The organism is Acidobacteriota bacterium (assembly GCA_018001935.1).
In the GTDB taxonomy this organism is placed as follows: domain Bacteria; phylum Acidobacteriota; class JAAYUB01; order JAAYUB01; family JAAYUB01; genus JAGNHB01.
Map to the genome: position 1 here is coordinate 25,961 of JAGNHB010000038.1, position 22,372 is coordinate 48,332.

The window sequence follows — 22,372 nt, forward strand, 5'->3', positions numbered from 1 at the left end:
CTTCCCGCTGACACCCGGAGGTTATACCAACCACGCTCCCGCCGGTTTAGAGAAAAACTCCGCCAGCGGAATCCCCTGGGCACCCACCAGCAGGGCTTCAGCCACCGGATAGCGGGTGCGGAAGCGGTTCAGCCCTGACGCTTTGCCGCTGCTGCCGCTTTTTACCTCGATCGCCCAGACCTCGCGGCCACGGGAGACCACGTAATCGACTTCGTAATTTCCCTCCCGCCAATAGGTAACCGAGTATTCCACCGAAATGAGGCTATTACACAGATGCGCCCCCACGGCATTCTCCACCAGTCGGCCCCACCAGGCCGTGTCCGCGAGCGAGCCGGCAAAGCTCTGCGTGGAGAGAGCGTTCACCAGTGCATTGTTCCAGAGCACCAGCTTGGGGCTGCTCCCCCGTTTGCGCTGCACCCCCTGCGAAAACAGCTCCAGACCACTGGCTAAAAAAGCGGCTTCGAGCAGTTTCAAGTAATGGGCCAGGGTGGTGGTGTTGCCGGCGTCGTGGAGCTGGCTCAGCATCTTGGTGTAGGAGACACATTGGGCGGGAAGCGTGGCGGCAAGGGCAAAGAGATGACGCAGCAGCACCGGCTTGGCGACCTTGCTCATCTGGAGCACATCGCGGGCCAGAACGGTTTCAATCAGGGAATCGGAAATATAGCGTTTCCAGGTGGTTTCGTCACCGGTGAAGACGGCGGCGCCCGGATAAGCGCCGAAGTAGATCCACTGTTCCAGGTTCCAGCCAAAGGCAGCTTGGACTTCCGGATACCCCCAATGACTGCAGCGGTGCAGAAAGAACCTTCCCGAAAGGCTTTCGGTCAAACCTTCCTGCATGAGAAGGGCGGAGGAGCCAAGAATCAGTACCCGGATATCCAGCGTGGGAGCCCGGTTGTCCCAGAGGAGTTTGAGGGTTTCGCTCCAGCCGCGCACTTTTTGCAGTTCATCGAGAATCAGCAGGACCGGTGTGCCGGAACGGGTTGCCTCGGTGACCGCGCGGCGCCACTGGGTTTCGATCCAGGCTGCGTCGAGGGGCACCGGGCTGTCAGCGGTGGCATAGATACCCGGGATGCCGATGGCTTCCTGAATCTGTCGGGCAATGGTGGTTTTTCCCACCTGGCGGGGACCGATCAGGACATGAATGACCGGGGCCGGTCGTAAAAGTTCGGTCAGGAGGGTAGCCTGCAAGGGTCGTTTGTAGCTCATAACCACTTTGTATCAAAAAACTTTATTCCATTCAACTATTTTTACTCAATGATTGAGTAAAAATACTCAATCGTCTCAGCCTTTGTCGTGATGGACGACGCGCCCGAGCTCCGGGTCAACAACGCGGCCGGCGCCGCGGTGACTTGTGCGGGGAAGTCATGGGCCCGGAGGACCCGGACTTCGCCTTCTTTTCGATGCCCATCAGTTACCGTTCCGGCCGTCTCCCGGGGGGGTGGTCAGCTCCGCCCAGAGGTCGTCGGCTTCAATCGGGTTGAAGGCGCGGATTCCCCGGACCTCGAACCGTTGCGCCCCGTTGTAAAGGACCACTCCGGAGCGGCTCCCCCGGGCGCCGAACGAAGGGAAACGTTCCAGAACCCGGACGAAATCGGGGGTGAAGGTGGCGGCGGACTTGATCTCGACGGGCGTCAGCGCCCCGTTCTCCCGGATGATCAGGTCGACCTCGGCGCCGTTGGAATCCCTGAAGAAGTAAAGCTCCGGCCGAATCCCCCGGTTCAGGGCGCCCTTCACGATATCGGCCACCACGAGGTTCTCGTACAGGTTGCCGCGCAGGGGGTCCCGGGCCGCCTGCTCCGCCGTGTGAATCCCCAGCAGGAAGGCCGCCAGGCCGACGTCCGTGAAGTAGATCTTCGGGGACTTGACCAACCGGCGGCGGATGTTCTCGAAGAAGGGGGGCAACTCGAACACGACGTAAGACGCCTTCAAGACCGAGACCCAGTTGCGGAGGGTCGTCGCCGAAACCCCCACGTCGCCGGACAGGGAGGCCAGGTTCACGATCTGCCCGACCCGCCCCGCCAGAAGCACGAGGAAGGTCTGGAACTGCAGAAGGTCGCGCAGGTTGATCATGGCCCGGACGTCGCGTTCGACATAGGTCTGGAGATAGCCGTTGTAGAACCGGCGGGGTTCGAGCCCTTCCTCGTGCAGGCGGGGGAAGCAGCCCCGGACGACCAGGTCGAAGGGGTCCAGGGCCGCCGGGTATCGGCGCAGCTCCCGACAGGAGAAGGGCCAGAGGGTCAGCATGGCGGTCCGACCCGCCAGGGACTGGGTGATCGCCTCGTGGAGGCGCAGTTGATGACTGCCGGTGAGGATGAAACGCCCCCGGCGGGGATCCTGGTCCACCATGCCCTGGAGGTAGGAGAGCAGGACCGGGAGCCGCTGGATTTCGTCCAGCACGGCGGTGTCCTGCCGGCCGAGAAAGCCGCGCGGGTCGGCCTGTGCCGCCATCCGGACGTCCGGGTCCTCCAGGGAGAGGTACGGCTTGCCGGGGAAGGTCGTCCGGGCCAGGGTCGTCTTTCCCGCCTGGCGGGGCCCCAGGATCGTGGTGACGGGATACTCGTCGGCGGCCTGGGTCAACTCGGCGGTGAGGTCTCGGGTGATCATGCGTTCAGGTTATCGCGAAAGCATGAAAAACGCAAATCAAAATTCTGAATTGCATAATTTGTGACACGATGCTGGAAAGGCCGGCCACATCGTTGCCGCCTTCCAACCAAGAGCCCGTCAGGCAGAAAACGCCGGGCGATTCCGGTCGAGGTAAATTTGTCGGTTGTACAGGACAGAAATCCATCAGCATGGATTTTGTACGACACCACGTACATTTTAGGCCGGCGATCGTCCCGAATCAGCCTCAAGCCCCGAGAAACGGTCAGAGTGCCTCGTCGAGCCATCGCGGCATCGGAGCAACCGCGTACAGGGGGATGGAAAGGACCCCGTCGTGAAGGGACAGCGGGAGGTTGGAAAAGCGGACCCCCAACGGGCAGGCGTGCTCCTCCCGGTAGAGCTTCAGGCTCCTGAGCCGGCCGGTCTTGCCGGCTTTCACCTCGACGGGGAAGGCCCGGCCCCCGTACGGGAACAGGTAATCCACTTCCGCCTGGCTGCCCCGGCAGTCCCTCGCCCAGAAGAACAGCTTCCGGTCTTCGTAGGGGTCTTCCGTGGCCAGCATCTCCTGGCCGACCCATTGCTCGGCCACTGCCCCCGCCTGGATGGACAGGACGTCGTCAGACAGGGCGATCCGGTGATCCAGGCCGCAGGCGTGCTGCATCAGGCCAACGTCCAGAAACAGGATCTTGAATTTTTCCTCGTCCGCGTGCACCTCGAGGGGCAGACCGTGCCCCGACGTCGCCCGGATGCGTGTCACCACCCGGGCATGCTCGAGCATCTCCAGGGCCGCCTTCAACTCCCGCGATCGGTCGTCCCGGCTGACGTCGACGTAACGGAACCGTTGTCCGACAAGGCCGGGGGCCTTGAGAAAGACTTTCTGGAGGTGCTCGAGCCGGGTCGGGCCGGCGTACTTGCCGAAGTCATCCCGGAAGGTCTGCAGGAGCGAGGCGTGGACCCTCCGGACCGCCACCGGGCTGCCCTGATCCAGGTACACCCGGACGGCCTCGGGCATCCCGCCGGTCAGGAGGTAGGTTTTGAACTGACGGGAGAGTTCGTCGTGAAGGGGGGGCTCGATACCCTCCCGGAGGGTCACACGCTCCAGGTAGTCCCGGAGGGACGTCTTGCCCACGGCCGCCAGGAATTCGCCGAAGCGCATCGGGAACATGTGGAGGTACTGGACCCGCCCCACCGGCATGCTCAATTCCGGGGCCCGGAGGCTGAAATCCACCAGGGAGCCTGCCGCCAGGACATGCCGTTCGGGGGCCCTCTCGCGGAAATACCGCAACGCTGTGAGCGCGGCCGGGCATCGCTGGATCTCGTCGAGGAAGAGAAGGGAGGCGCCCGGCCGGAGGGGTTCGCCGGTGAGGATTTCGAGGGTCCGGACGATCCGCTCCGGATCGGGGGACTCGAAGGCGCGGGCCATCTCCGGCTGACGTTCGAAGTTGACTTCCAGCAAGTTCTCGAAGTGCTCGCGACCGAACTTCATCACCGTGAACGTTTTTCCCACCTGCCGTGCGCCCCGGAGGAGCAGCGGCTTCCGCCCGTCCTCGTCCTTCCAGGCCTTGAGCACTTTCTCGACGTCTCTGTCCATCGCCTCTCTCCTGTTGGTCTGGGGGTATTTTAGCCTTTGTTTGGCTGAAAAACAAACCTATTTCAGCCAACTTTTGGCTAAAATGCAGGGTAATACACACAAGCCATCCAGGATGAGAAGGTTGGACTCGTTGAGAAGGAAGACGCCGAAGCGGAAAGCGCATCATGCCTGGCGCAGGGTATGAATCGCTCCGCCGGGGTGCCCGACGAAAGGACAATGGGCGGGCCCTTCCGGACCGGCCCTGCGATCCGGGGCGGAGGACTTTGACCGTCAGGATCGGGGTGGAAATTCACCCGATGGGGAGTCCGGTTGACTTCGTCCTTCCGTTCCGGTTTTTTTCACCTCGGAGCATTTTGTGGCATTTTTCCCGGCATTTTTATTTTGAAGAAATTTTATGTTGTGTTTTTGCAGTTGGTTGCGCCGGAGTTCAATTCCCTGCACCGAAAGGCGGATTCTGCCGCGCCCGAGCGGCCACTGCCATGCGGGTTTCTTGGTGGAAGGGGGCTGAATCACCCGTCCGGGCCGGGTGCGGAAGCTACGGGATCAAGCGGCTGCAGCGAAACTCAGGCGGGCGGCCTGCGTGTGAGCCAGACCGGCGGCTTCCAGCATGGCCAAGCGAATCAGACAGACGGTCGTCAGGTGAGCCACCCGTTCCTGCTCGAAGGTGTCCGGAGTGGCGCAGTGCCAGTGCGTGGCCTGCAGGGTTCGCTTTAAATCGCGATATAGGGCGGCCGGGTTTCAGGCAGGGCCAGGGCGGTGTGACCGGCGGCCAGGACGCGCAAACCGTGCCAACGTTCCTTGCCGGTGCGTTTGGCCAACTCAGCGGTCAGACGCCCGCCCCAGGGACGCGGCAAGATCGAACGCTTCTTCGGCACCGTGAGGATGCAGTTCCTCGACGTCCACCGCTTCAGAACCCTGGAGGAGATCAACCCGGCCTTCGCCCGCTGGTTGGTCGAGTACCACCAGACCCTCCACGCTTCTCTGAAAGCCACGCCCCTCGGCCGCACCACCGTCCACTTCCTCCCCTGGGACCTCTCCCGCGTCTTCTACGGCGACGACCAGCGGCTCGCCCGCCCCCTCGACCGCGCCCAAAACGCCCGCCGTTTCGACCACCCCGCTTCCCGGCCCTGCCCGGAGGACCGCCATGAAAACTGAAAACACCCCCTCCCTTGCCGAGTTCTTCGGCTGGAGCCATCACCCCTTCGCCGACACCCGCCCCCTGCCGGAGCCTTTCCTGAGTCCCCGCGACCAGTCCTTCCTGCGCACGGCCGGCGAACTCCTGGCCCGCTCCCGACGGTCCCGACCCGGTCGATCCCGACCCGGTCGATCATGCCCCTGACGAGCCCGTCGCGGACGATCATGCCCTGGACGATCAACTGCCGGACTCGATGAAGCATGAACCCGATGATCACTCAAGCGCCAGTGATCCTTCCATGGCCGATCTCTGGTAAAATACCCCTGGACACATGCGGGATTTCAGGGCGGAAATCAACACCGTTTCATTCCTCCGGCCAGAGGATGAAGTCCTGGAGGTTTTCCGGATGGATGACCCGGGTGGAGCTGCCGGGGTAACCATTCAGGAAACTTTTCGGGAAGCGGACCTTCTTGCGCGGACTCCATTTGAACTCATATGCGGAGAATGCTCCGCCAGATTCCTCGATGTAATCGACTTCCTACTGCTGAACCGTCCGCGAAAAACAGGAATTGGCAGAGAGGATTTGGTGCCAGGTGCTATCTTACGGCAGCGAAATCAGTCAGACATCGTGATGGTAGGTGTAACCCTTTTGATATCTGTCGAACAAAAGGATCGTTCGCTGCGGGCTCGTCGGGGGCTTCGGCCGCGGGGAGGGTCCGCTTTGCCGGGGAGACCGGATCTGGCTTGATCTGCAACCGGATTCCGTCTATCCTGCTTTCGTCCGCACGCTCGTTCACCACCCCACGAAAAGGAGACATCGTCATGGCCCGGCAGAACAAGGTTCATCTGAGGCTTCCCAACGACCAGGAGTTTCTTCCCGTCGCGCAGGCCTTCATCCGCGAAACCGCCTCCCGCTTCGGTCTCGGCGGGAGTTCCCTGGGGCAGATCGAGGTGGCCTCGGAGGAAGCCATCATCAACGTCATCAAGCACACCTACGACGTGGAGGAGAACGACACCTTCGAGATCGTCTGCGAGCGGCTGCCGAACGGCATCCGGGTCGTCATCAAGGAACGGGGGATCCCCTTCGACCCCAGCCAGGCGCCCCGCTACCAGCCCGCGGCCGGCATCGAGGACGCCGACTCCTCCGGCCTCGGCATTTTCCTCATGCGGGAACTGGTGGACGAGTGCACGTTCCGGAACCTCGGTCCCGAGGGAAAGGAAACCGTGCTGGTCAAGTACAGCGAGAACGCCGACGCCCCCATTCCGGCACACGACGCCTCTCCCGGCCCGGCCGAGCCGGAGGTGATCCGGGAGGAGCTGGACTACACCGTCCGGCACATGGCCGACCACGAGGCCATCGAGGTCTCGCGATGCGCCTACAAGTCACACGGCTACAGCTTTTTCGACGATCACATCTACTACCCTGAACGCCTGGTGGAACTCAACCACTCCGGCCAGATGATCTCGGCCGTGGCGGTGACGAAGGACAACCGGTTCATGGGCCACAGCGCCCTCCTGTTCCAGGACGACGCCGACCGGATCGCGGAACTGACTTTCGTGTTCGTCAACGTCGAGTACCGGGGCCAGGGGGCCCTCGGCCGCATGATCGAGTTCCTGTTCGACGCCCCGGCTTCCCGCCCGCTGGACGGTCTCTACGCCTACTCCGTGGCCAACCACCCCTTCACCCAGAAGTCCACGACCCGGTTCGGCATCCACGACTGCGGCATCCTCCTGGCGACCAGCCCCGCGAGCTGGAAGTTCCGCGGCATCCCCGGCGACCCCACCCAGCGCATCAGCGTGGTGCTGAGCTTCAAGTACATCACGCCCCCCGTCCGCCAGACGCTTTACCCCCCCGCACGCCACCGGGAGATGGTGGAGAGGCTGTACCGCAACATCGGGGCCGACCACGACTACCGCGTCCCCGACCCGCACCGCCCGCACGACCCGGCGGCCCTCACCCGGATCGTGACCAGCGACAACGCGTCCGAAGGGTGCGCGGAACTCTACCTGTCCCACTACGGGCCCGACGCGGTGCTCGCGGTGCGCCGGCTGCTTCGCCGGTACTGCCTGCAGAAGTACGCCGCCATCAACCTGTTCCTGAACCTCGGTGACCCCGACACGTTCCACCTCACGGGCGAGTTCGAGAAAATGGGGTTCTTCTTCGCGGGGATCCTTCCGCGCGCCCGGGTCGGGGACACCCTGATGCTTCAGTACCTGAACAACGTGGACCTGGCCTACGACAAGATCTGCGCCGTTTCCGACGTCGCCCGGGACGTCCTCGCCTACATTCGGGCGAACGACCCCAACGCCGACCTGTGACACGGACCGTCGGGGCCATGGATTTACAGCGCCTCTTCCCGCAGCTTCCCGGGCCGCGGACGGGTCCCGTCGACCTGGATGCGGAGTCCGTCCGCTGGCGTCAAGCCCACCGGGACGACTTCCCCGCCGGCGGGCCCAACCCCCTGCTGGACCCGCGTGTCTGCCAGCGTTTCATCGACGGGATTCACCGCGAACGCGGCCTGGACTGGTCGTACGGCGGTTACCTCGAGGACCGTTCCCGCCTCTGGGCCGGGAGTTACCTGGACGCCGCCGGAAACTACCTCCACCTGGGGGTGGATTTCCACGTGCCGCCGGGGACGCCGGTCGCGACTCCCGTGGCCGCGACCGTGATGATGGTGGACGACGACCACGACGCGGACGGGGGGTGGGGGCCCCGGGTGTTCGTCCAGCCCTCGGGGCCCGACCTGTCCGGGGTGGTCCTGCTCTTCGCCCACCTCCGGGACGTTCGCCGGCCCGTCGGGACCGTCCTGGCCCCGGGCACGGTCCTGGCCGAGGTGGGCGGCCCGCCCGCCAACGGCAACTGGGCCCCCCACCTTCACGTCCAGGCCGTGGCGAAGCCGTATTTCGAGGAAATCCTGCTGGACCGGTTTCACGAACTCGACGGGTACGGCTGCGCCGGCCAGCGGGAGGAGCTGGCCCGGCTCTTCCCGGACCCCCTGGCCTTCCTCTTTTCCTGAGCGGACGGCGCCGTCCCGACCGCTTCCCCGGGCCCTCAATCCCTCCGCTGGAGCAATTCCTCCCGGCGTTTCCAGTACTCGGCGGTGGAGATCTCCCCCCGGTTCCGCTGGACCTCCAGTTCACGGACCGCCTTGTCGTAGTCGAAACGGGGTGCGCCGTCGGCGCCGCCGGTGTTCACCGCGCCGCCCCAGGCGGGAGCCGGCGCCGGCGCCGGGGCGACCGCGCCGGTCCGGAAAGCCCACTCCAGGAGGAAGTCGGCCAGCCCCAGCGGGATGAGCACGAACGCCGGGCCGACCCACAGCAGGAGCTTCAGAAACATGTTGAGGAGAAAAACGAAGGACGCACCCCCGAACCCCCGGGGCGCCTCGCTGCTCTGGGCCACTGTGGCCATCAGGAGGGTCACCCCCGTGACGACGAGCCACGCGAGGGCGAGACGGTAGGACTTCCGGCCGTACTCCTCGTTCATGGGCCGGCTGAAGGTGAGCAGCAGCATGAAGACCGAGGAGAGGACGAGGCAGACCAGCCCCGCCAGGGTGAGGAACCCCACCAGGAAGGGCATGAACCCGCCGGCTTGCATGAGGAGGAACGGCTGGTAGAGCCCGACGGTCTCCAGCGAGCTTCCCCGCGGGACCAGAAGGCTGACGAGGAACAGGCCCCCGCCCACGCCCCCGGTCCACACCGCCGTCAGGTTTTCCCGTTGGAAGCAGATGGCCAGTCCCCCGGCGAAGAGGCCGATCATCCCCAGGCTCGAGAGCACGGAGGCAAAAGCCGCCTCGGGACGTGCGATGGCGAACATCTTCAACTGGGAACCGCCCTCGAAGAGGAACATCAACAGGGGGAGCAGGCCGATCCCCGCCATCACCGCACCTCGGGCCCACCCCGCCAGGACGTTGGTCAGCACGAAGACCCCGATGGCGGCCAGGAGGGGATAGAGCGCCAGGAAGATCAGGACGCCCGGCACCCCCTCCTGGAGGAGCAGCCAGATGTTCAGGAAGACGATCCCCTGCCGGGGCTCGATCAACGGCAGCAGGAACCCTGCCAGCAGGAGAACCGCGAGAAAACGGTAGGGGGAGGGGCTGAGCTGGTTGCCGCCCGGGTTTCCGGTCAATTCGGACCACACGGTTGATGCCATCGTTCCTCCTGGGGTGCCCCGGGCCCGGCGATTCGGGCAAGCGTGCGGACCCGGATCCGGAATCGGTTGAAACTGGTTTTCAAACGGGCTCACAGTGTACCTTCAAATGATAGCCGGGAACGGGCCCGCCTGCAAGGAAAAAGACGTTGGGGTGCTCCGGGCCCGGGCCCGCCCGAGAAGCGTTACCCCCTTTTTCCGCTTGCCATTTGAAGCAATGTCGGATAGGCTTGAAATTGGCTTTATCGGGAAACGACACCTGACCGCACCCTGACGGTCGTGTCGTGTTTATTGTTCCCTTGGGGAGAGAGAAACCGTGCCCCAATCGGAAACCGTGGTCCTGGATCTGTGCCGTCGCCTGTTCGGGCAGGCGGGGGAGGCCGTTTTCCTGTTGCGGGACGGCCGGGTGGCGGAGTGCAGCGAGGCCTTCCCCGCCCTGCTGGGATGTCGCCGGAACGATCTGCTGGGGCGCGATTTCCTCCGCCTGACCGGCGAACACCGCCCGAGCGGACACACCCCGTCCGCGTCCCTGGCCTACAGCCTCCGGGCCGCCCAGGACGGATACCCCCAGAACATCGTGGTATCCTTGGCGACCGCGGGGGGCCCGATGGCCCTCGAGCTGTCGCTGGGCCCCGCGGATCTCCCCGGCGCTCCGGCGGTGCTGGGCATCGCGCGGCGGCCGCCCGGGGAGCCGGCCTCCGGGGAGGTGCCGCGCCAGTCCGACGAGGGTCTCCGGGCGATCTTCAACAAGGCCATGGACGGGTTCCTGCTGGCCGACGTCGACACCCGCCGTTTCCGCCTGGGCAACGACGCCATCTGCCGGATGCTGGGGTACACGCCGGAGGAGATCCTGACCCTGGGGGTGGAGGACATCCACCCCGAGAAGGACCTCCCCACCGTGGTGGGCTTCTTCGACCGGCAGGCCCGCGGGGAGATCAAGATCGCCCCGGACGTCCCCCTGAAGCGGAAGGACGGGACGGTCCTCTACGCCGACATCAACTCGGGCCCCGTCCTGATCGGCGACCAGCGTTACCTCCTCGGGATCTTCCGGGACAACACCGAACACCATCGGCAGCAGGAGCAGCTTCGACGCTCCGAACGCGAGTGGTGGGCCACCTTCCAGGCCATCGGCCACCCCACGCTGCTCATGCGGCCCGACCACACCATCCTGGCCGCCAACCGCTCCACGGTCGCCGCCCTCGGGATGCCCGAGGCCGACCTGGTCGGCCGGAAGTGCCACGATCTCTTCCACCCCGGCGTCCCTGACCCTCCCGACTGCTGCCCGCTGGGGACGGTGGTCTCGTCAGGGAAGCTCGAGACCCAGGACATGGAGATCGAGGCCCTGGGCGGGACCTACCTGGTTTCGTGCACCCCGCTGCTGGACGAGGGGGGGAAAGTCGACCGGGTCCTCCACATCGCCACCGACATCACCGTGCGGAAACGGGCGGAACACGATCTTCGGAAGAGCGAGCAGCGGTTTCGCACCATCCTGGACTCCCTGGACGATGCCGTCCTGATCCTGGACGCCCGGGATTACCGGATCCTGGACGTCAACCACCGGACCCTGGAGATGCACGGCTTCGGACGGGAGGAGGTCCTGGACCTGGCGGGTGCGGACCTGGGGTCCGGGCGGCCCCCTTTCACCCGGGAGGAGGCTGTCGCCCGCCTGCGCCAGGCGGCGGACGGGGCGCCGCAGGTCTTCGAGTGGGAAGGACGGCATCGGAGCGGGGACGTCTTCCCCATCGAGGTGAACGTGCGGAGGGCCATCATTGACGAGCAGGAGCGGTTGCTGGTGGTCGTCCGGGACGTTTCCGAGCGGAAACGCTGGGAGAGCGAGCGGGAAAAGCTCCAGCAGCAGCTCGTCCAGGCACAGAAGCTGGAATCCATCGGGCGTCTCGCGGGAGGGGTGGCCCACGATTTCAGCAACCTCCTCACCGTGATCCTCGGGTATGCTGAAATTCTGCTGCGCGACCCGGCGTCCCGCGACCAGGCGGCCCACGGCCCCCTGACCGAGATCCAGATGGCCGGGGAGCGGGCCCGCCACCTGACCCGGCAGCTGCTCGCCTTCGGGCGGAAACAGGAGCTTCGCATGGAGCCCGTGGACCTCAACGAGGTCGTCCGACGGTTCAACCTCATGCTGGCCAGACTCCTGGGCGAGAACATCGAGATCGAGATCCGGCTGTCACCCGCCATCGGACTCATCCGGGCCGACGTCGCCCAGGTGGAGCAGGTCCTGATGAACCTGGCGGTCAATGCCCGCGACGCGATGCCGGCAGGAGGGCGTCTCATCATCGAGACCACCCCGGCGTGCCTGGCGGAGGATGCCGACCCGGTCCTCGGGAGCCTTCCCCGCGGGGACTACGTGGTGCTCTCCGTCTGCGACACCGGGTGCGGCATGGACGGGGAAACGCTGAAGCAGGTTTTCGAGCCCTTCTTCACGACCAAGGGCAAGGAACAGGGGACCGGCCTCGGCCTGTCCATGGTGTACGGCATCGTCAAGCAGCACGGCGGCGAGATCTTCGCCGTCAGCCAACCGGGTGCGGGGGCGGTCTTCCGGATCTACCTGCCCGTGGCCCGCCCCGGCCAGAAGGTCTCGTCGTCCCTCCCCACGCCCGGTCGCGGGGCGGAAGGGGGCCGCGGCCTCGTCCTGGTGGTGGAGGACGACGTCGGACTTCGGCGGTTGGCCTGCAACATCTTGAGCCGGCATGGTTACGATGTCCTGGAGGCCCTCGACCCGCAGGATGCCGTCCGCCTCGGCTTCGAACACCGCGACCAGCTCGAGGTCGTCCTGTCGGACGTCGTGATGCCGGGGATGAACGGCCCGGAGGTGGTCTCCCGGATCCGCGGCTTCTGCCCCGGGGTCCGGACCGTCTTCATGTCGGGCTACACCGAGGAGTCCATCCGTCCCCTGGGCGTCCGGATCGAGGGGATCTCCTTCGTCGCCAAGCCGTTCACACCGAAGGACCTCGTCCAGGCCGTCCGGGAGGCCCGTGCGGAAACGGCCGGACCGCTCCCGCCCGACGCTGCGGGCCCGGAGGCCCCGCGGTGATCTTCCTGGCCCTGCTCAACAACATCACGCTCCTGGTCTCGCTCTGCTTCGTGCAGAGCCTCATCATGCGCCGCTGGAAACAGGGCGCCATGACGGGACAGGTCCTGTCGGGGCTGCTCTTCGGCGTCGTGGCGCTGATCGGGATGCTCAACCCGCTGACGCTGCGGGAGGGGATCATTTTCGACGGGCGCTCCATCGTGATCAGCACCGCCGGGTTGTTCGGGGGGCCCGTCACCGCTTCCGTCACCGCCGTCATCACCGCCGCCTGGCGCATCTTCGCCATCGGCGGGGCGGGGACGCTGATGGGCGTTGGCGTCATCGCGGAATCGGCCCTCCTGGGGGTCGCCTACCACTACCTGCGCCGCCGCCGCCCCGACCTCGTCCGCATCCACCACCTCTGGCTGTTCGGCTTCGTCGTCCACCTCGCCATGCTGGTGCTCACCCGGGCTCTCCCCAGCAAGGTCTCCTTCGAGATCTACACGCAGATCGCCATCCCCGTCATCGTGATCTACCCCCTGGCCACCGTCCTCGTCTGCCTGCTGATCCTCCAGCAGGAATCCCGCCTGAAGGCGATCTCGGACCTGGCCGAGAGCGGGAACAAGCTGCGCCGCCTCACCGAGAACATCCCCGGGATCGTCTACCAGTTCTACGTCCGGCCCGACGGGAAGATGGGGTTCCACTACGTGGGCGAGAACGTGTACGACGTCTACGGGCTGGAGGCGAACCTGGACACCCTCCTGGAGCGCTTCATGGAAGGCATCCCCGCCGGGGACGCCGAGCGGTTGCTCGAGTCGATCCACCAGGCGACCCGGGACCTGAAGCACTGGGACTTCGAGGGACGCTTCACCCGGCCGGACGGTCGGGATGTTCACTACCGGGGGCTATCGACCCCGGTCTGCCTCAAGGACGAGGTGGTGTTCTCCGGGGTCATCCTGGACATCACGGCCCAGAAGCGCGCCGAAGAGGAGAAGGCCGCCCTGGAGAGCCAACTGCGCCAGTCCCAGAAGATGGAGGCCATCGGGTTGCTGGCGGGGGGCGTCGCCCACGATCTCAACAACCTGCTCAGCCCCGTCCTGGGCTACACCGACATGATGTTGACGGACCCGACCCTGCGGGAAGATTTCCGGCGGGACCTGGAGGAAATCCTCAAGGCCGCGGAGCGCGCCCGGGACCTGGTCCGGCAGTTGATGGCCTTCGGGCGGAAGCAGGTCCTGGAGGTGCGCGCCCTCGACATGAACGAGGTGGTCGGCAACCTCTCGAAACTGCTCCGCCGGATGCTCCGGGAGGACATCCGGCTCTGCTTCGACTACGCCCCGGCCGCGTGTGTCGTCAACGCCGACCTCGGGCAGATCGAACAGGTGATCATGAACCTGTCCGCCAACGCTCAGGACGCCATGCCCCGCCAGGGGACCCTCACCATCGCCGTCGCGGCGGTCGGTCCCGACACGGATTTCGCCGCCCGCTTCCCGGGTCTTCCCCCCGGACGTTACGTTCTATTGAGCGTCACCGACACGGGTGTCGGCATGGACGCCGGGACCCAGGCGAGGATCTTCGAGCCTTTCTTCACCACCAAGGAGAAGGGGAAGGGCATGGGGTTGGGCCTGGCGTCGGTGTACGGGATCGTCAAGCAGCACGGCGGCCACATCTGGGTCGACAGCTCCCCGGATTGCGGGACGACGTTCCGGATCTGCCTCCCCTCCGCCGACGTCAAGGCCGAGGCGCCCTGCGACGCCGCGACGGGCATGGACATGCGCGGGGGCGCCGAGACCATCCTGGTGGCCGAGGACGAGGCCCCCGTCCTCCAGATGGCCTGCAACATGCTGCGTCGCCTGGGCTACCACGTCATCAGCGCGAACTCGGTCGGGGAGTGCCTCCAGGTCGCCGCCGATCACCGGGGCGACATCGACCTACTCCTGACGGACGTGGTGATGCCCGAGATGAGCGGCGTGGAACTCCTCTGCCACCTCCGCAGGCAGCGCCCCGACCTGAAGGTCCTCTTCATGTCCGGGTACACCGCCGACCACCTGGAGAGCCGGGGAACACCGGGCAACGACGGGGAGTTGATCCTCAAGCCGTTCACCCACCAGGACCTGGCCGGGAAAGTCCGCCAGGCCCTGGACGCCTGAAACCGCGGGCCCCTCCCGCCCGGCGGGCCGTCCGCGCGGCCGGTCCCGGAGCAGGCCGGCGGGGAAGCCCGCGCCGCCCGCCGCCGGGCCACGAATCCACACCGGAGGTGTGCCATGAAGTTTTTCATCCGATTGCTAACCCTGTTCCTCTGCGCATCCCTGGCCCTGGCCGGGCCCGGCGACAAGAAGGGGGGGAAGAAGAAGTCCGGGGAGAAACCGGCCGTGGAGGCCGCGGAGGAGGAGGCCCCGGCGGCGGCGGAGATGGACCCCCAGGCCCGGGCCATGATGGACGCCTACATGAAAGCGGGCCAACCGGGTCTCTACCACCGTTTTCTTGCCCAGTTCGAGGGGCGGTGGAAGGCGGTGTCCAAGGCCTGGATGGGCCCTGGCGAACCCCTGATCAGCGAGGGGGAGGGCGTGAACCGGATGATCTTCGGCGGCCGCTACCTCCACCAGGAGTACCACGGGAAGTTCATGGACATGGATTTCGAGGGGATGGGGCTGCTGGCCTTCGACAACGTCACGAAGCAGTTCGCCACCGTCTGGATCGACTCCATGTCCACCTGCATCGCGACGGGGACCGGTACGCTGGACGAGCAGGGTAAGGTCCTCACCACCACCCTGACCTTCTCCGACCCCCTGACCGGGGCGGCCAAAACCAGCCGCGAGGTGCTGCGGGTCGTGGACGAACACACCCACGTCATGGAGATGTACGAGACGGGGGCCGACGGGAAGGAGACCCTGACCATGGAGATCACCTACACCCGCGGGAAAAAGTAGCGGGGTTTCGCCACGCTTCCCGAACGAAGGCCGCCGGCGGCGAGGGGGCCGGCCCCGCGCCCCCCCGGCCGTATGACGGCGGGCCTTGCCCCCGCGATGATCCGGGAGCGGGCCCTCGCCGGGATCCCTGAGCATTTCCGTTGCGGACTTCCCGGTCTTGCGCTATAGTCAGCGACTCACGTCGGGACGCCCCCGAACCGGGGGCGGCGGTGCGTACAACCGTCTTCGAGGAGAACATGAACCAGCACGCCGAAATGCTCAAGCATCGCATCGAATCGCACGAGGCCCGGGTGGGGATCGTGGGGCTCGGCTACGTCGGGCTGCCCCTGGCCCTCGCCTTCGCCGCGAAGGGGTTCGAGGTCCTGGGTTTCGACATCGACCCCGGGAAGATCGAGGCCCTGGAGGCCGGGCGGCCCTACATCCAGCACCTCGACTGGCCGCGGGTCGATCGGGCCGTGCGTGACGGCCTCCTGAAAGCCACGACCGACTTCGCCCGGCTCGGGGAGCCCGACGCGCTGCTCATCTGCGTCCCGACGCCCCTGACCCCCCAGCGCGAACCGGACATGACCTACATCGTCCAGACCGCGGAGCAGATCCGGAAAAGCCTTCGCCCGGGCCAGTTGGTGGTCCTGGAGTCCACCACCTACCCCGGGACCACCGACGATCTGCTCCGGGGACTCCTGGAGAAGTCCGGCCTGCGCAGCGGGGAGGACTTCTTCCTGGCCTTCTCGCCCGAGCGGGAGGACCCCGGGAACCGCGATTTCGGCACCACCAACACCCCGAAGGTGGTGGGCGGGGTGGACCCCGTTTCCGGCGACCTGGCCCAGGCACTCTACGCCCGGGTCATCGACCGGACCGTCCGGGTCTCGTCGGCGCGGGCCGCCGAGGCCTCCAAGCTCACCGAGAACATCTTCCGCGCGGTGAACATCGCCCTCGTCAACGAGTTGAAGATCATCTACCAGCGCATGGGGATCGACGTCTGGGAAGTCCTGGACGCCGCCGCGACCAAGCCCTTCGGCTTCATGCGGTTCAACCCCGGCCCCGGCTGGGGCGGGCACTGCATCCCCCTGGACCCGTTCTACCTCTCCTGGAAGGCCCGGGAATACGGCGAGGCGCCCAAGTTCATCGAGATCGCCGGCGACGTGAACGTCCAGATGCCCCGTTACGTGGTCGAGCGGCTGTCGCTGGCCCTCAACGATCGCCGGCGGCCCGTGAAGGGGAGCCGGGTCCTGGTGCTGGGCCTGGCCTACAAGAAGGACATCGACGACCCGCGGGAGAGCCCCGCGTTCGAGATCATCCACCTGCTCCTGGCCCTCGGCGCGGACGTCTCCTACCACGACCCCCACGTGCCGCACTCCCCCCGGATGCGATCCTGGCCCAGCCTGCCCGCCATGGACTCGCGGCCGCTGACGGCGGAGACCCTCGAAGGTTGCGACGCTGTCGTCATCGTGACGGACCACGCGGCGGTGGACTACGACCGGGTCCTCAGGCATGCGCCGCTGGTGGTGGACACCCGCGGGATCTACCGCGGGATTCACCCCAACGTGATCAAGGCCTGAGGACGGGGGGCTGCGGGATGAGCCGGATCCTGGTCACGGGTGCAGCGGGCTTCATCGGCTACCACCTGTCCGACCGCCTCCTGGGCGAGGGGCACGAGGTCACCGGGCTCGACAACCTCAACGACTACTACGACGTGAACCTGAAAACGGCCCGGCTGGCCCGGCTCGAGGGGCGCCCGGGCTTCCGCTTCGCCCGACTGGACCTGGCGGACCGCGCCGGCATGGACGCTCTCTTCGCCGGCCTGCGGCCCGAGCGGGTCGTCCACCTGGCCGCCCAGGCGGGGGTGCGCTACTCCCTGACCCACCCCCACGCCTACGTGGAGAGCAACCTCACCGGGTTCCTGAACGTGCTGGAAGGGTGCCGGCACCACGGGGTCGAACACCTGGTCTACGCATCCTCCAGCTCCGTCTACGGGGCGAACACCCTCATGCCCTTCTCGGTCCACCACAACGTGGACCACCCCGTGAGCCTCTACGCCGCCACGAAGAAGTCCAACGAACTCATGGCCCACGCCTACAGCCACCTCTACGGCATCCCGGTCACGGGCCTGCGCTTCTTCACGGTCTACGGGCCCTGGGGGCGTCCCGACATGGCCCTGTTCCTCTTCACCCGGGCCATCCTGGAGGGCCGGCCCATCGACGTCTTCAACCGCGGGGAGATGGAGCGCGACTTCACCTACATCGACGACATCGTGGAAGGGGTCGCCCGCGTCACGTTCCGGTTGCCCGGGGGCGACCCCGGCTGGACGGGGGACCGGCCCGACCCCGGGACGTCCCGGGCCCCCTACCGGCTCTACAACATCGGGAACAACCAGCCCGTCCGCCTGATGCGGCTCATCGAGGTCCTCGAGCACGCACTCGGGCGGACGGCCGAGAAGCGGTTCCTGCCCATGCAGCCGGGGGACGTGCCGGCCACGTGGGCCGACGTGGACGACCTCGCCCGGGACGCGGGCTTCCGCCCGCACACCCCCGTCGAGGAGGGCATCGCCCGCTTCGTGGCCTGGTACCGCGAGTATTACCACATTCCGGCGTAGCGCGGGGGACCGCGCACGCGAGGAGGGTCCATGATTCGGAAAGGCATCATCCTGGCCGGAGGCCACGGGACACGGCTGTGGCCCGTGACCCGGGCCGTCAGCAAGCAGCTCCTCCCGGTCTACGACAAGCCCATGATCTTCTACCCCCTGAGCGTCCTGATGATGGCGGGGATCCGCGACATCCTCGTGATCACCACCCCCCAGGACCGCCCGCAGTTCGAGAAGCTCCTCGAGGACGGGTCCCGCTGGGGCATCACCCTCCGCTACGTGATCCAGGAACACCCCAACGGGCTCGCCGAGGCCTTCCTGCTGGGGGAGGACTTCCTGGCGGGCGAGGCGGGCGCCCTGATCCTGGGGGACAACATCTTCTACGGCCACGGGATGGGAGAGATGCTCCAGCGCGCCGTCCGGCGGGAGTCGGGGGCCACCGTGTTCGCCTACTGGGTCCGTGACCCCGAGCGCTACGGCGTCGTCACCTTCGACGGGGGCGACCGGCCGGAGGCCATCGAGGAGAAGCCTCCAAAGCCCCGGTCCAACTGGGCGGTCACGGGGCTCTACTTCTACGATGCGGACGTGGTGCGCAAGGCCCGCGCCCTGAGCCCCTCCGCCCGCGGCGAACTGGAGATCACCGACCTCAACCGGGTCTACCTCGCGGCGGGCGCCCTGCACGTGGAGCGCCTGGGCCGCGGGTTCGCCTGGCTCGACACCGGCACGCCCGAAGCGCTGAACCAGGCCGCCAACTTCATCGAGACCATCGAGACGCGGCAGGGGCTCAAAGTGGGCTGCCCCGAGGAGATCGCCTGGCGGATGGGCTTCATCGACCGGGAGCGCCTGGCGGGCCTCGCCGCCGCCTACCGGGGAAACGACTACGGGGCTTACCTGTCCTCGCTGCTGGCCTGAGCCCGGGTCCGGGTTCCGGCACGGTTGCGCGAACCCCCGCGCTGTGATAAGGTGCCCCCAACCTTTCCTTTCGCGGAGGCGCCCCATGGAAACCCGCTTCGTCGAGAGTCCCGACGGGACCCGGATCGCCTACGAGGTGGACGGGTACGGCCCGCCCCTGGTCCTGCTCCACGGCGCCCTGTCCCAGGACCGTCACAGCTGGCGCGAGACCGGCTACGTGGAGAAGCTCCGCCGCTCCTTCACCGTCTTCACGCCCGACCTGCGGGGCCACGGGGAAAGCCCCTGCCCGCCGGATCCCGGTCGCTTCCACCTCGACCGCCTCCTGGAGGATGTCCTCGCCGTGGCCGACGCGGAGGGCGCGGACCGTTTCCGGCTCTGGGGGTTTTCCTTCGGCGCCACGATCGGGATGCGGCTGGCGGTCCGGACGAACCGCGTCAAGCGGGCCGTGCTCGGCGGTGCTTTTTTCGGCCCCGTCTTCACCCCGGCGTACGAGGAGCGGACCCGGGCCGTCTTCCGGGAGGTGGACCGCGCCCGGTCGGAGGGTGTGGCCATCGGGGCGGACCTCTCCCCCAACGAGCGGTGGCTGGCGGAATCCGGCCTCTACCCCCTCGCCCGCTCCCTCTTCCTGGCCATGTCGGCGTGGCCGCCCGTGGAGCCCCGTGAGGTGAAGTGCCCGATGTTCCTTTACGCCGGCGCCGAGTTCAAGACGGCCGCCGACGCGTACGCGCGCGACGCCGAGGCCATGCGGGCGGCCGGCGTGGAGTGGCGGGTCTGGGCGGGCCTCGACCACATGGCGGAGTTCTCACGCATCGACGTCACGTTCGACGAGGCTTTCGCCTTTCTTCACCAGGCCGGCGAACCTTGATCCATTTCAGGGAGGGGCACCGCGCGCAATCCTGTCGTCGAGGGTACCCGGATGAAAAGACTCCTTATCATCGGAACCGTCATGCTGGTCGGCCTCCCGTGGCTGCCGGCGGACTCCTGGACCGAGCTGTTCCCCCCGACGGTCCCCCCCGCCCGCTACGGGCACACCCTGACCCGGGTGGGCGACGTGCTCTACCTCTTCGGGGGCCGCGGCAACCCCCCGCCGGGTGCGAAGCCGGGGCCGGAATTGAACGATATTTGGAGTTTCAATAATGACTTGTTCGAAGGAATCGATGCCACTGCGCCTCCCCCCGTCCGCTTCGGGCACGGGGCGGCGGGGTCGGGCGGGAAGCTCTGGGTGGCTTTCGGCTTCGGCGACTTGTCCACCCGGGGGGATGCCCACGCCTTCGACCCGGCCGCCGGCAGCTGGGCCCCCGTGACGGCGGGGTCCGTCCCGGCGCGGTCCTTCCCTGCCCTGGCCCCGTTTCCCGACGGGAGCCTCTACCTCTTCGGGGGGCTCTCCTCGGACGGGAGCATCGCCCTCCCGGACCTCTGGCGTTTCAGCCCCGGCACCTCCGCCTGGAGCGTCCTGCTTTCCATGCCGGGGACCGGCCGGTACGGCGCCATGGGTTTCCAGGCGGGCGGGAAACTCTACGTCTTCGGGGGCGACGACATGAGCGCCTACTCGAGCGCCCTGTGGGTCTTCGACCCCGCATCGGGGGCCTGGAGCGACACCATGGCGTCCAACCCGCCGCCGGCGCGGGCGTTCGGGGCCGTGGCGTCCTCGGGCGACCGGGCGTGGGTGTTCGGAGGGGAAGACGCGGCGGGCAACCCGTTGCAGGACACGTGGGAATACAGCGTCGCCGGCAACGCATGGACCCGCAAGACCGACCTGCCGTTGCCCCTGGCGGGCGCGGCGGCGGCGATGCGGACGGAGGTCGGGAGCCCGGCCGTCCTGGTCTTCGGGGGACGCGGGCTGGGTGGGTTGGCGATGGCGAAGGTGTTTCTCTATCGGCCGGACGGGTCGCCGGCGGGGGACATCAACGGCGACGGGGTGGTGGACGCGGCGGACTACCTGCTGCTGGCCACGTTCCTGAGCGGGGTGCCGTCCCAGTGGGGTTTCGAGACCCCGGAGGCCGCAGACGTCAATGGGGACGGCGCGCTGGACGCCATGGACCTGGTGGCCCTGCTGCTGCTCCTGATTTGACCCCGGAGCGCGGCGGCCTGACGCCGCACTCCTGGGTCAGGCCTTCCGGCGCATCGCGGCGATTTCCCGGACCGCGTCGATGGCTGCCTGGACGTGTTCCTCGGTGTTGAAGGGGCCGATGCCGAAGCGGACGGCCCCGTGGATGGCGGTCGTGCCGATCCCTTCATGCACCAGGGGGGCGCAGTGGAGGCCGGTCCGGCAGGCGATGCCGTAGTCCACGTCCAGCAGGGTGCCGGTGTCCGCCGCTTCCAGGCCGTCCACGTTGAAAACCAGGACGCTGATGTGGTTTTCCAGGTCGTCCTGGCAGTAGAGGGTGACCCCGTCGATGGCGGCCAGCCCGTCCCGCAGCGTGCGGTTCAGGTGCGCCTCGTGGGCGCGGATGTTCTCCAGGCCCTGCTTCTGGACCCACCCGACCCCGGCTTTCAGCCCGGCGATCCCGGCCACGTTCGGCGTACCGTACTCCAGTCGGTAGGGGTACTCCTCCAGGTGCGTCTTGACGGCCGACCGGACCCCGGTGCCGCCGGCCCGGGTCAGGCGGATGTCGATCCCTTCCCGGACGCACAGCCCGCCGATCCCCGTGGGGCCCATGAGGGACTTGTGGCCCGTGAAGGCGATCACGTCGATGTTCTGGGCCGCCATGTCGATGGGGAGCATCCCCGCGGTCTGGGACGCGTCGATGAGGAAGGGGATGCCGCGCTCCCGGCAGCGGGCGCCGACGGCGGCGATGTCCTGGACCGTGCCGATGACGTTGGAGCCGTGGTTGACGGCCACCAGGCGCGTGTTGGGGCGGAAGGCCCGGGCGATGTCGTCGGGGTCCACGAACCCCCTGGCGTCGAAGGGGACGTAATCCACCTCGACCCCGTCCAGCGAGAGATGGTACAGCGGCCGCAGGACCGAGTTGTGCTCGAGGGTGGTGGTGATGGCGTGGTCCCCGGGCTTGAGCAGGCCGAAGATGGCGAGGTTGAGGGCGTCCGTGGAGTTGTAGGTGAAGACCAGGCGGTTCGGGTCGGTGCCGTTGAAGAATCGCGTCAGGATGCGCCGGGTGGTTTCCACCATCTCGCCGGTCTCCATGCAGAGATCGTACCCCGAACGTCCCGGGTTGACCCCGAACTGCCGGTAGAACTGGTCCATGTAGGTGTAGACCTCTTCGGGCTTGGGGAAGGACGTGGCGCCGTTGTCGAGGTAGATCAGGTTTTCCATGGGGCTCCTTCGGGGGAAGATCGCGATCCCGCCCGGGAGGCGCCGGTTCGGTGAAGGAACGGGCCCGGACGCCGGGCGAAATCTGATTGTAGGGCTTTTCTCCGTGATTTCAAGCAGGAAAAAAGGTAAAACCCACCCGGGAGCGGGGCAACTCCCCCGCCGGGGGCGGGACACGGGGT

General features: G+C 67.0%; 18 protein-coding genes. 13 read left to right on the plus strand and 5 right to left on the minus strand.

Annotation, left to right across the window (positions count from 1 at the left end):
- Positions 1–21 precede the first annotated feature (21 nt).
- The 3 genes from KA419_13975 to KA419_13985 form a co-directional block, all read right to left on the minus strand.
- Positions 22–1,206: an ATP-binding protein gene (locus KA419_13975; protein MBP7867046.1), complete on the minus strand. Its 1,185-nt coding sequence runs from the start codon at positions 1,204–1,206 to the stop codon at positions 22–24.
- A 201-nt stretch (positions 1,207–1,407) separates the two neighbouring features.
- Positions 1,408–2,604 (minus strand): ATP-binding protein, encoded by a 1,197-nt coding sequence (locus KA419_13980; GenBank protein MBP7867047.1) that lies wholly within the window; start codon positions 2,602–2,604, stop codon positions 1,408–1,410.
- 262 nt (positions 2,605–2,866) lie between these two features.
- Positions 2,867–4,192: an ATP-binding protein gene (locus tag KA419_13985; GenBank protein MBP7867048.1), complete on the minus strand. Its 1,326-nt coding sequence runs from the start codon at positions 4,190–4,192 to the stop codon at positions 2,867–2,869.
- A gap of 309 nt (positions 4,193–4,501) precedes the next feature.
- Between KA419_13985 and KA419_13990 the strand changes: the two genes are divergently transcribed.
- From KA419_13990 to KA419_14010, 5 genes are all read left to right on the plus strand, one after another.
- The gene (locus tag KA419_13990; GenBank protein ID MBP7867049.1) at positions 4,502–4,906 is read left to right on the plus strand and encodes a hypothetical protein; all 405 of its coding nucleotides are present in this window, start codon (positions 4,502–4,504) and stop codon (positions 4,904–4,906) included.
- Between the two features lie 96 nt (positions 4,907–5,002).
- Positions 5,003–5,347, plus strand: coding sequence for an integrase core domain-containing protein (locus KA419_13995; GenBank protein ID MBP7867050.1), 345 nt, complete (start codon positions 5,003–5,005; stop codon positions 5,345–5,347).
- Positions 5,337–5,531 carry a hypothetical protein gene (locus tag KA419_14000; GenBank protein MBP7867051.1) on the plus strand — a complete coding sequence of 65 codons (195 nt, stop codon included), beginning with the start codon at positions 5,337–5,339 and terminating at the stop codon, positions 5,529–5,531. The genes KA419_13995 and KA419_14000 overlap by 11 nt, the downstream gene beginning before the upstream one ends.
- A 618-nt stretch (positions 5,532–6,149) precedes the next feature.
- Positions 6,150–7,646 carry an ATP-binding protein gene (locus KA419_14005; protein ID MBP7867052.1) on the plus strand — a complete coding sequence of 499 codons (1,497 nt, stop codon included), beginning with the start codon at positions 6,150–6,152 and terminating at the stop codon, positions 7,644–7,646.
- Positions 7,647–7,663: 17 nt separating this feature from the next.
- Positions 7,664–8,344, plus strand: coding sequence for a peptidoglycan DD-metalloendopeptidase family protein (locus tag KA419_14010; protein ID MBP7867053.1), 681 nt, complete (start codon positions 7,664–7,666; stop codon positions 8,342–8,344).
- Between the two features lie 35 nt (positions 8,345–8,379).
- On the opposite strand, the gene KA419_14015 is transcribed toward KA419_14010, so the two are convergent.
- Positions 8,380–9,477 (minus strand): hypothetical protein, encoded by a 1,098-nt coding sequence (locus tag KA419_14015; protein ID MBP7867054.1) that lies wholly within the window; start codon positions 9,475–9,477, stop codon positions 8,380–8,382.
- Between the two features lie 313 nt (positions 9,478–9,790).
- Between KA419_14015 and KA419_14020 the strand changes: the two genes are divergently transcribed.
- From KA419_14020 to KA419_14055, 8 genes are all read left to right on the plus strand, one after another.
- The gene (locus tag KA419_14020) at positions 9,791–12,523 is read left to right on the plus strand and encodes a PAS domain S-box protein (GenBank protein ID MBP7867055.1); all 2,733 of its coding nucleotides are present in this window, start codon (positions 9,791–9,793) and stop codon (positions 12,521–12,523) included.
- On the plus strand, positions 12,520–14,649 hold the full coding sequence (locus tag KA419_14025) for a response regulator (protein ID MBP7867056.1): 2,130 nt from the start codon (positions 12,520–12,522) through the stop codon (positions 14,647–14,649). The genes KA419_14020 and KA419_14025 overlap by 4 nt, the downstream gene beginning before the upstream one ends.
- Before the next feature lie 114 nt (positions 14,650–14,763).
- A complete protein-coding gene (locus KA419_14030) occupies positions 14,764–15,429 on the plus strand; it encodes a DUF1579 domain-containing protein (GenBank protein ID MBP7867057.1) in 666 nt (221 codons plus the stop codon).
- A 236-nt stretch (positions 15,430–15,665) separates the two neighbouring features.
- On the plus strand, positions 15,666–16,988 hold the full coding sequence (locus KA419_14035) for a nucleotide sugar dehydrogenase (protein MBP7867058.1): 1,323 nt from the start codon (positions 15,666–15,668) through the stop codon (positions 16,986–16,988).
- A gap of 17 nt (positions 16,989–17,005) precedes the next feature.
- On the plus strand, positions 17,006–18,022 hold the full coding sequence (locus tag KA419_14040; GenBank protein ID MBP7867059.1) for an NAD-dependent epimerase: 1,017 nt from the start codon (positions 17,006–17,008) through the stop codon (positions 18,020–18,022).
- A 30-nt stretch (positions 18,023–18,052) separates the two neighbouring features.
- On the plus strand, positions 18,053–18,922 hold the full coding sequence (gene rfbA, locus KA419_14045; protein ID MBP7867060.1) for a glucose-1-phosphate thymidylyltransferase RfbA: 870 nt from the start codon (positions 18,053–18,055) through the stop codon (positions 18,920–18,922).
- A gap of 85 nt (positions 18,923–19,007) precedes the next feature.
- Entirely contained in the window at positions 19,008–19,787 is a 780-nt protein-coding gene (locus KA419_14050) for an alpha/beta fold hydrolase (protein MBP7867061.1), read from the plus strand.
- A gap of 51 nt (positions 19,788–19,838) precedes the next feature.
- Complete coding sequence (locus tag KA419_14055) at positions 19,839–20,993, plus strand: hypothetical protein (protein ID MBP7867062.1); 1,155 nt, start codon at positions 19,839–19,841, stop codon at positions 20,991–20,993.
- 36 nt (positions 20,994–21,029) lie between these two features.
- On the opposite strand, the gene KA419_14060 is transcribed toward KA419_14055, so the two are convergent.
- On the minus strand, positions 21,030–22,193 hold the full coding sequence (locus KA419_14060; GenBank protein MBP7867063.1) for an aminotransferase class V-fold PLP-dependent enzyme: 1,164 nt from the start codon (positions 22,191–22,193) through the stop codon (positions 21,030–21,032).
- Between the last annotated feature and the right edge of the window lie 179 nt (positions 22,194–22,372).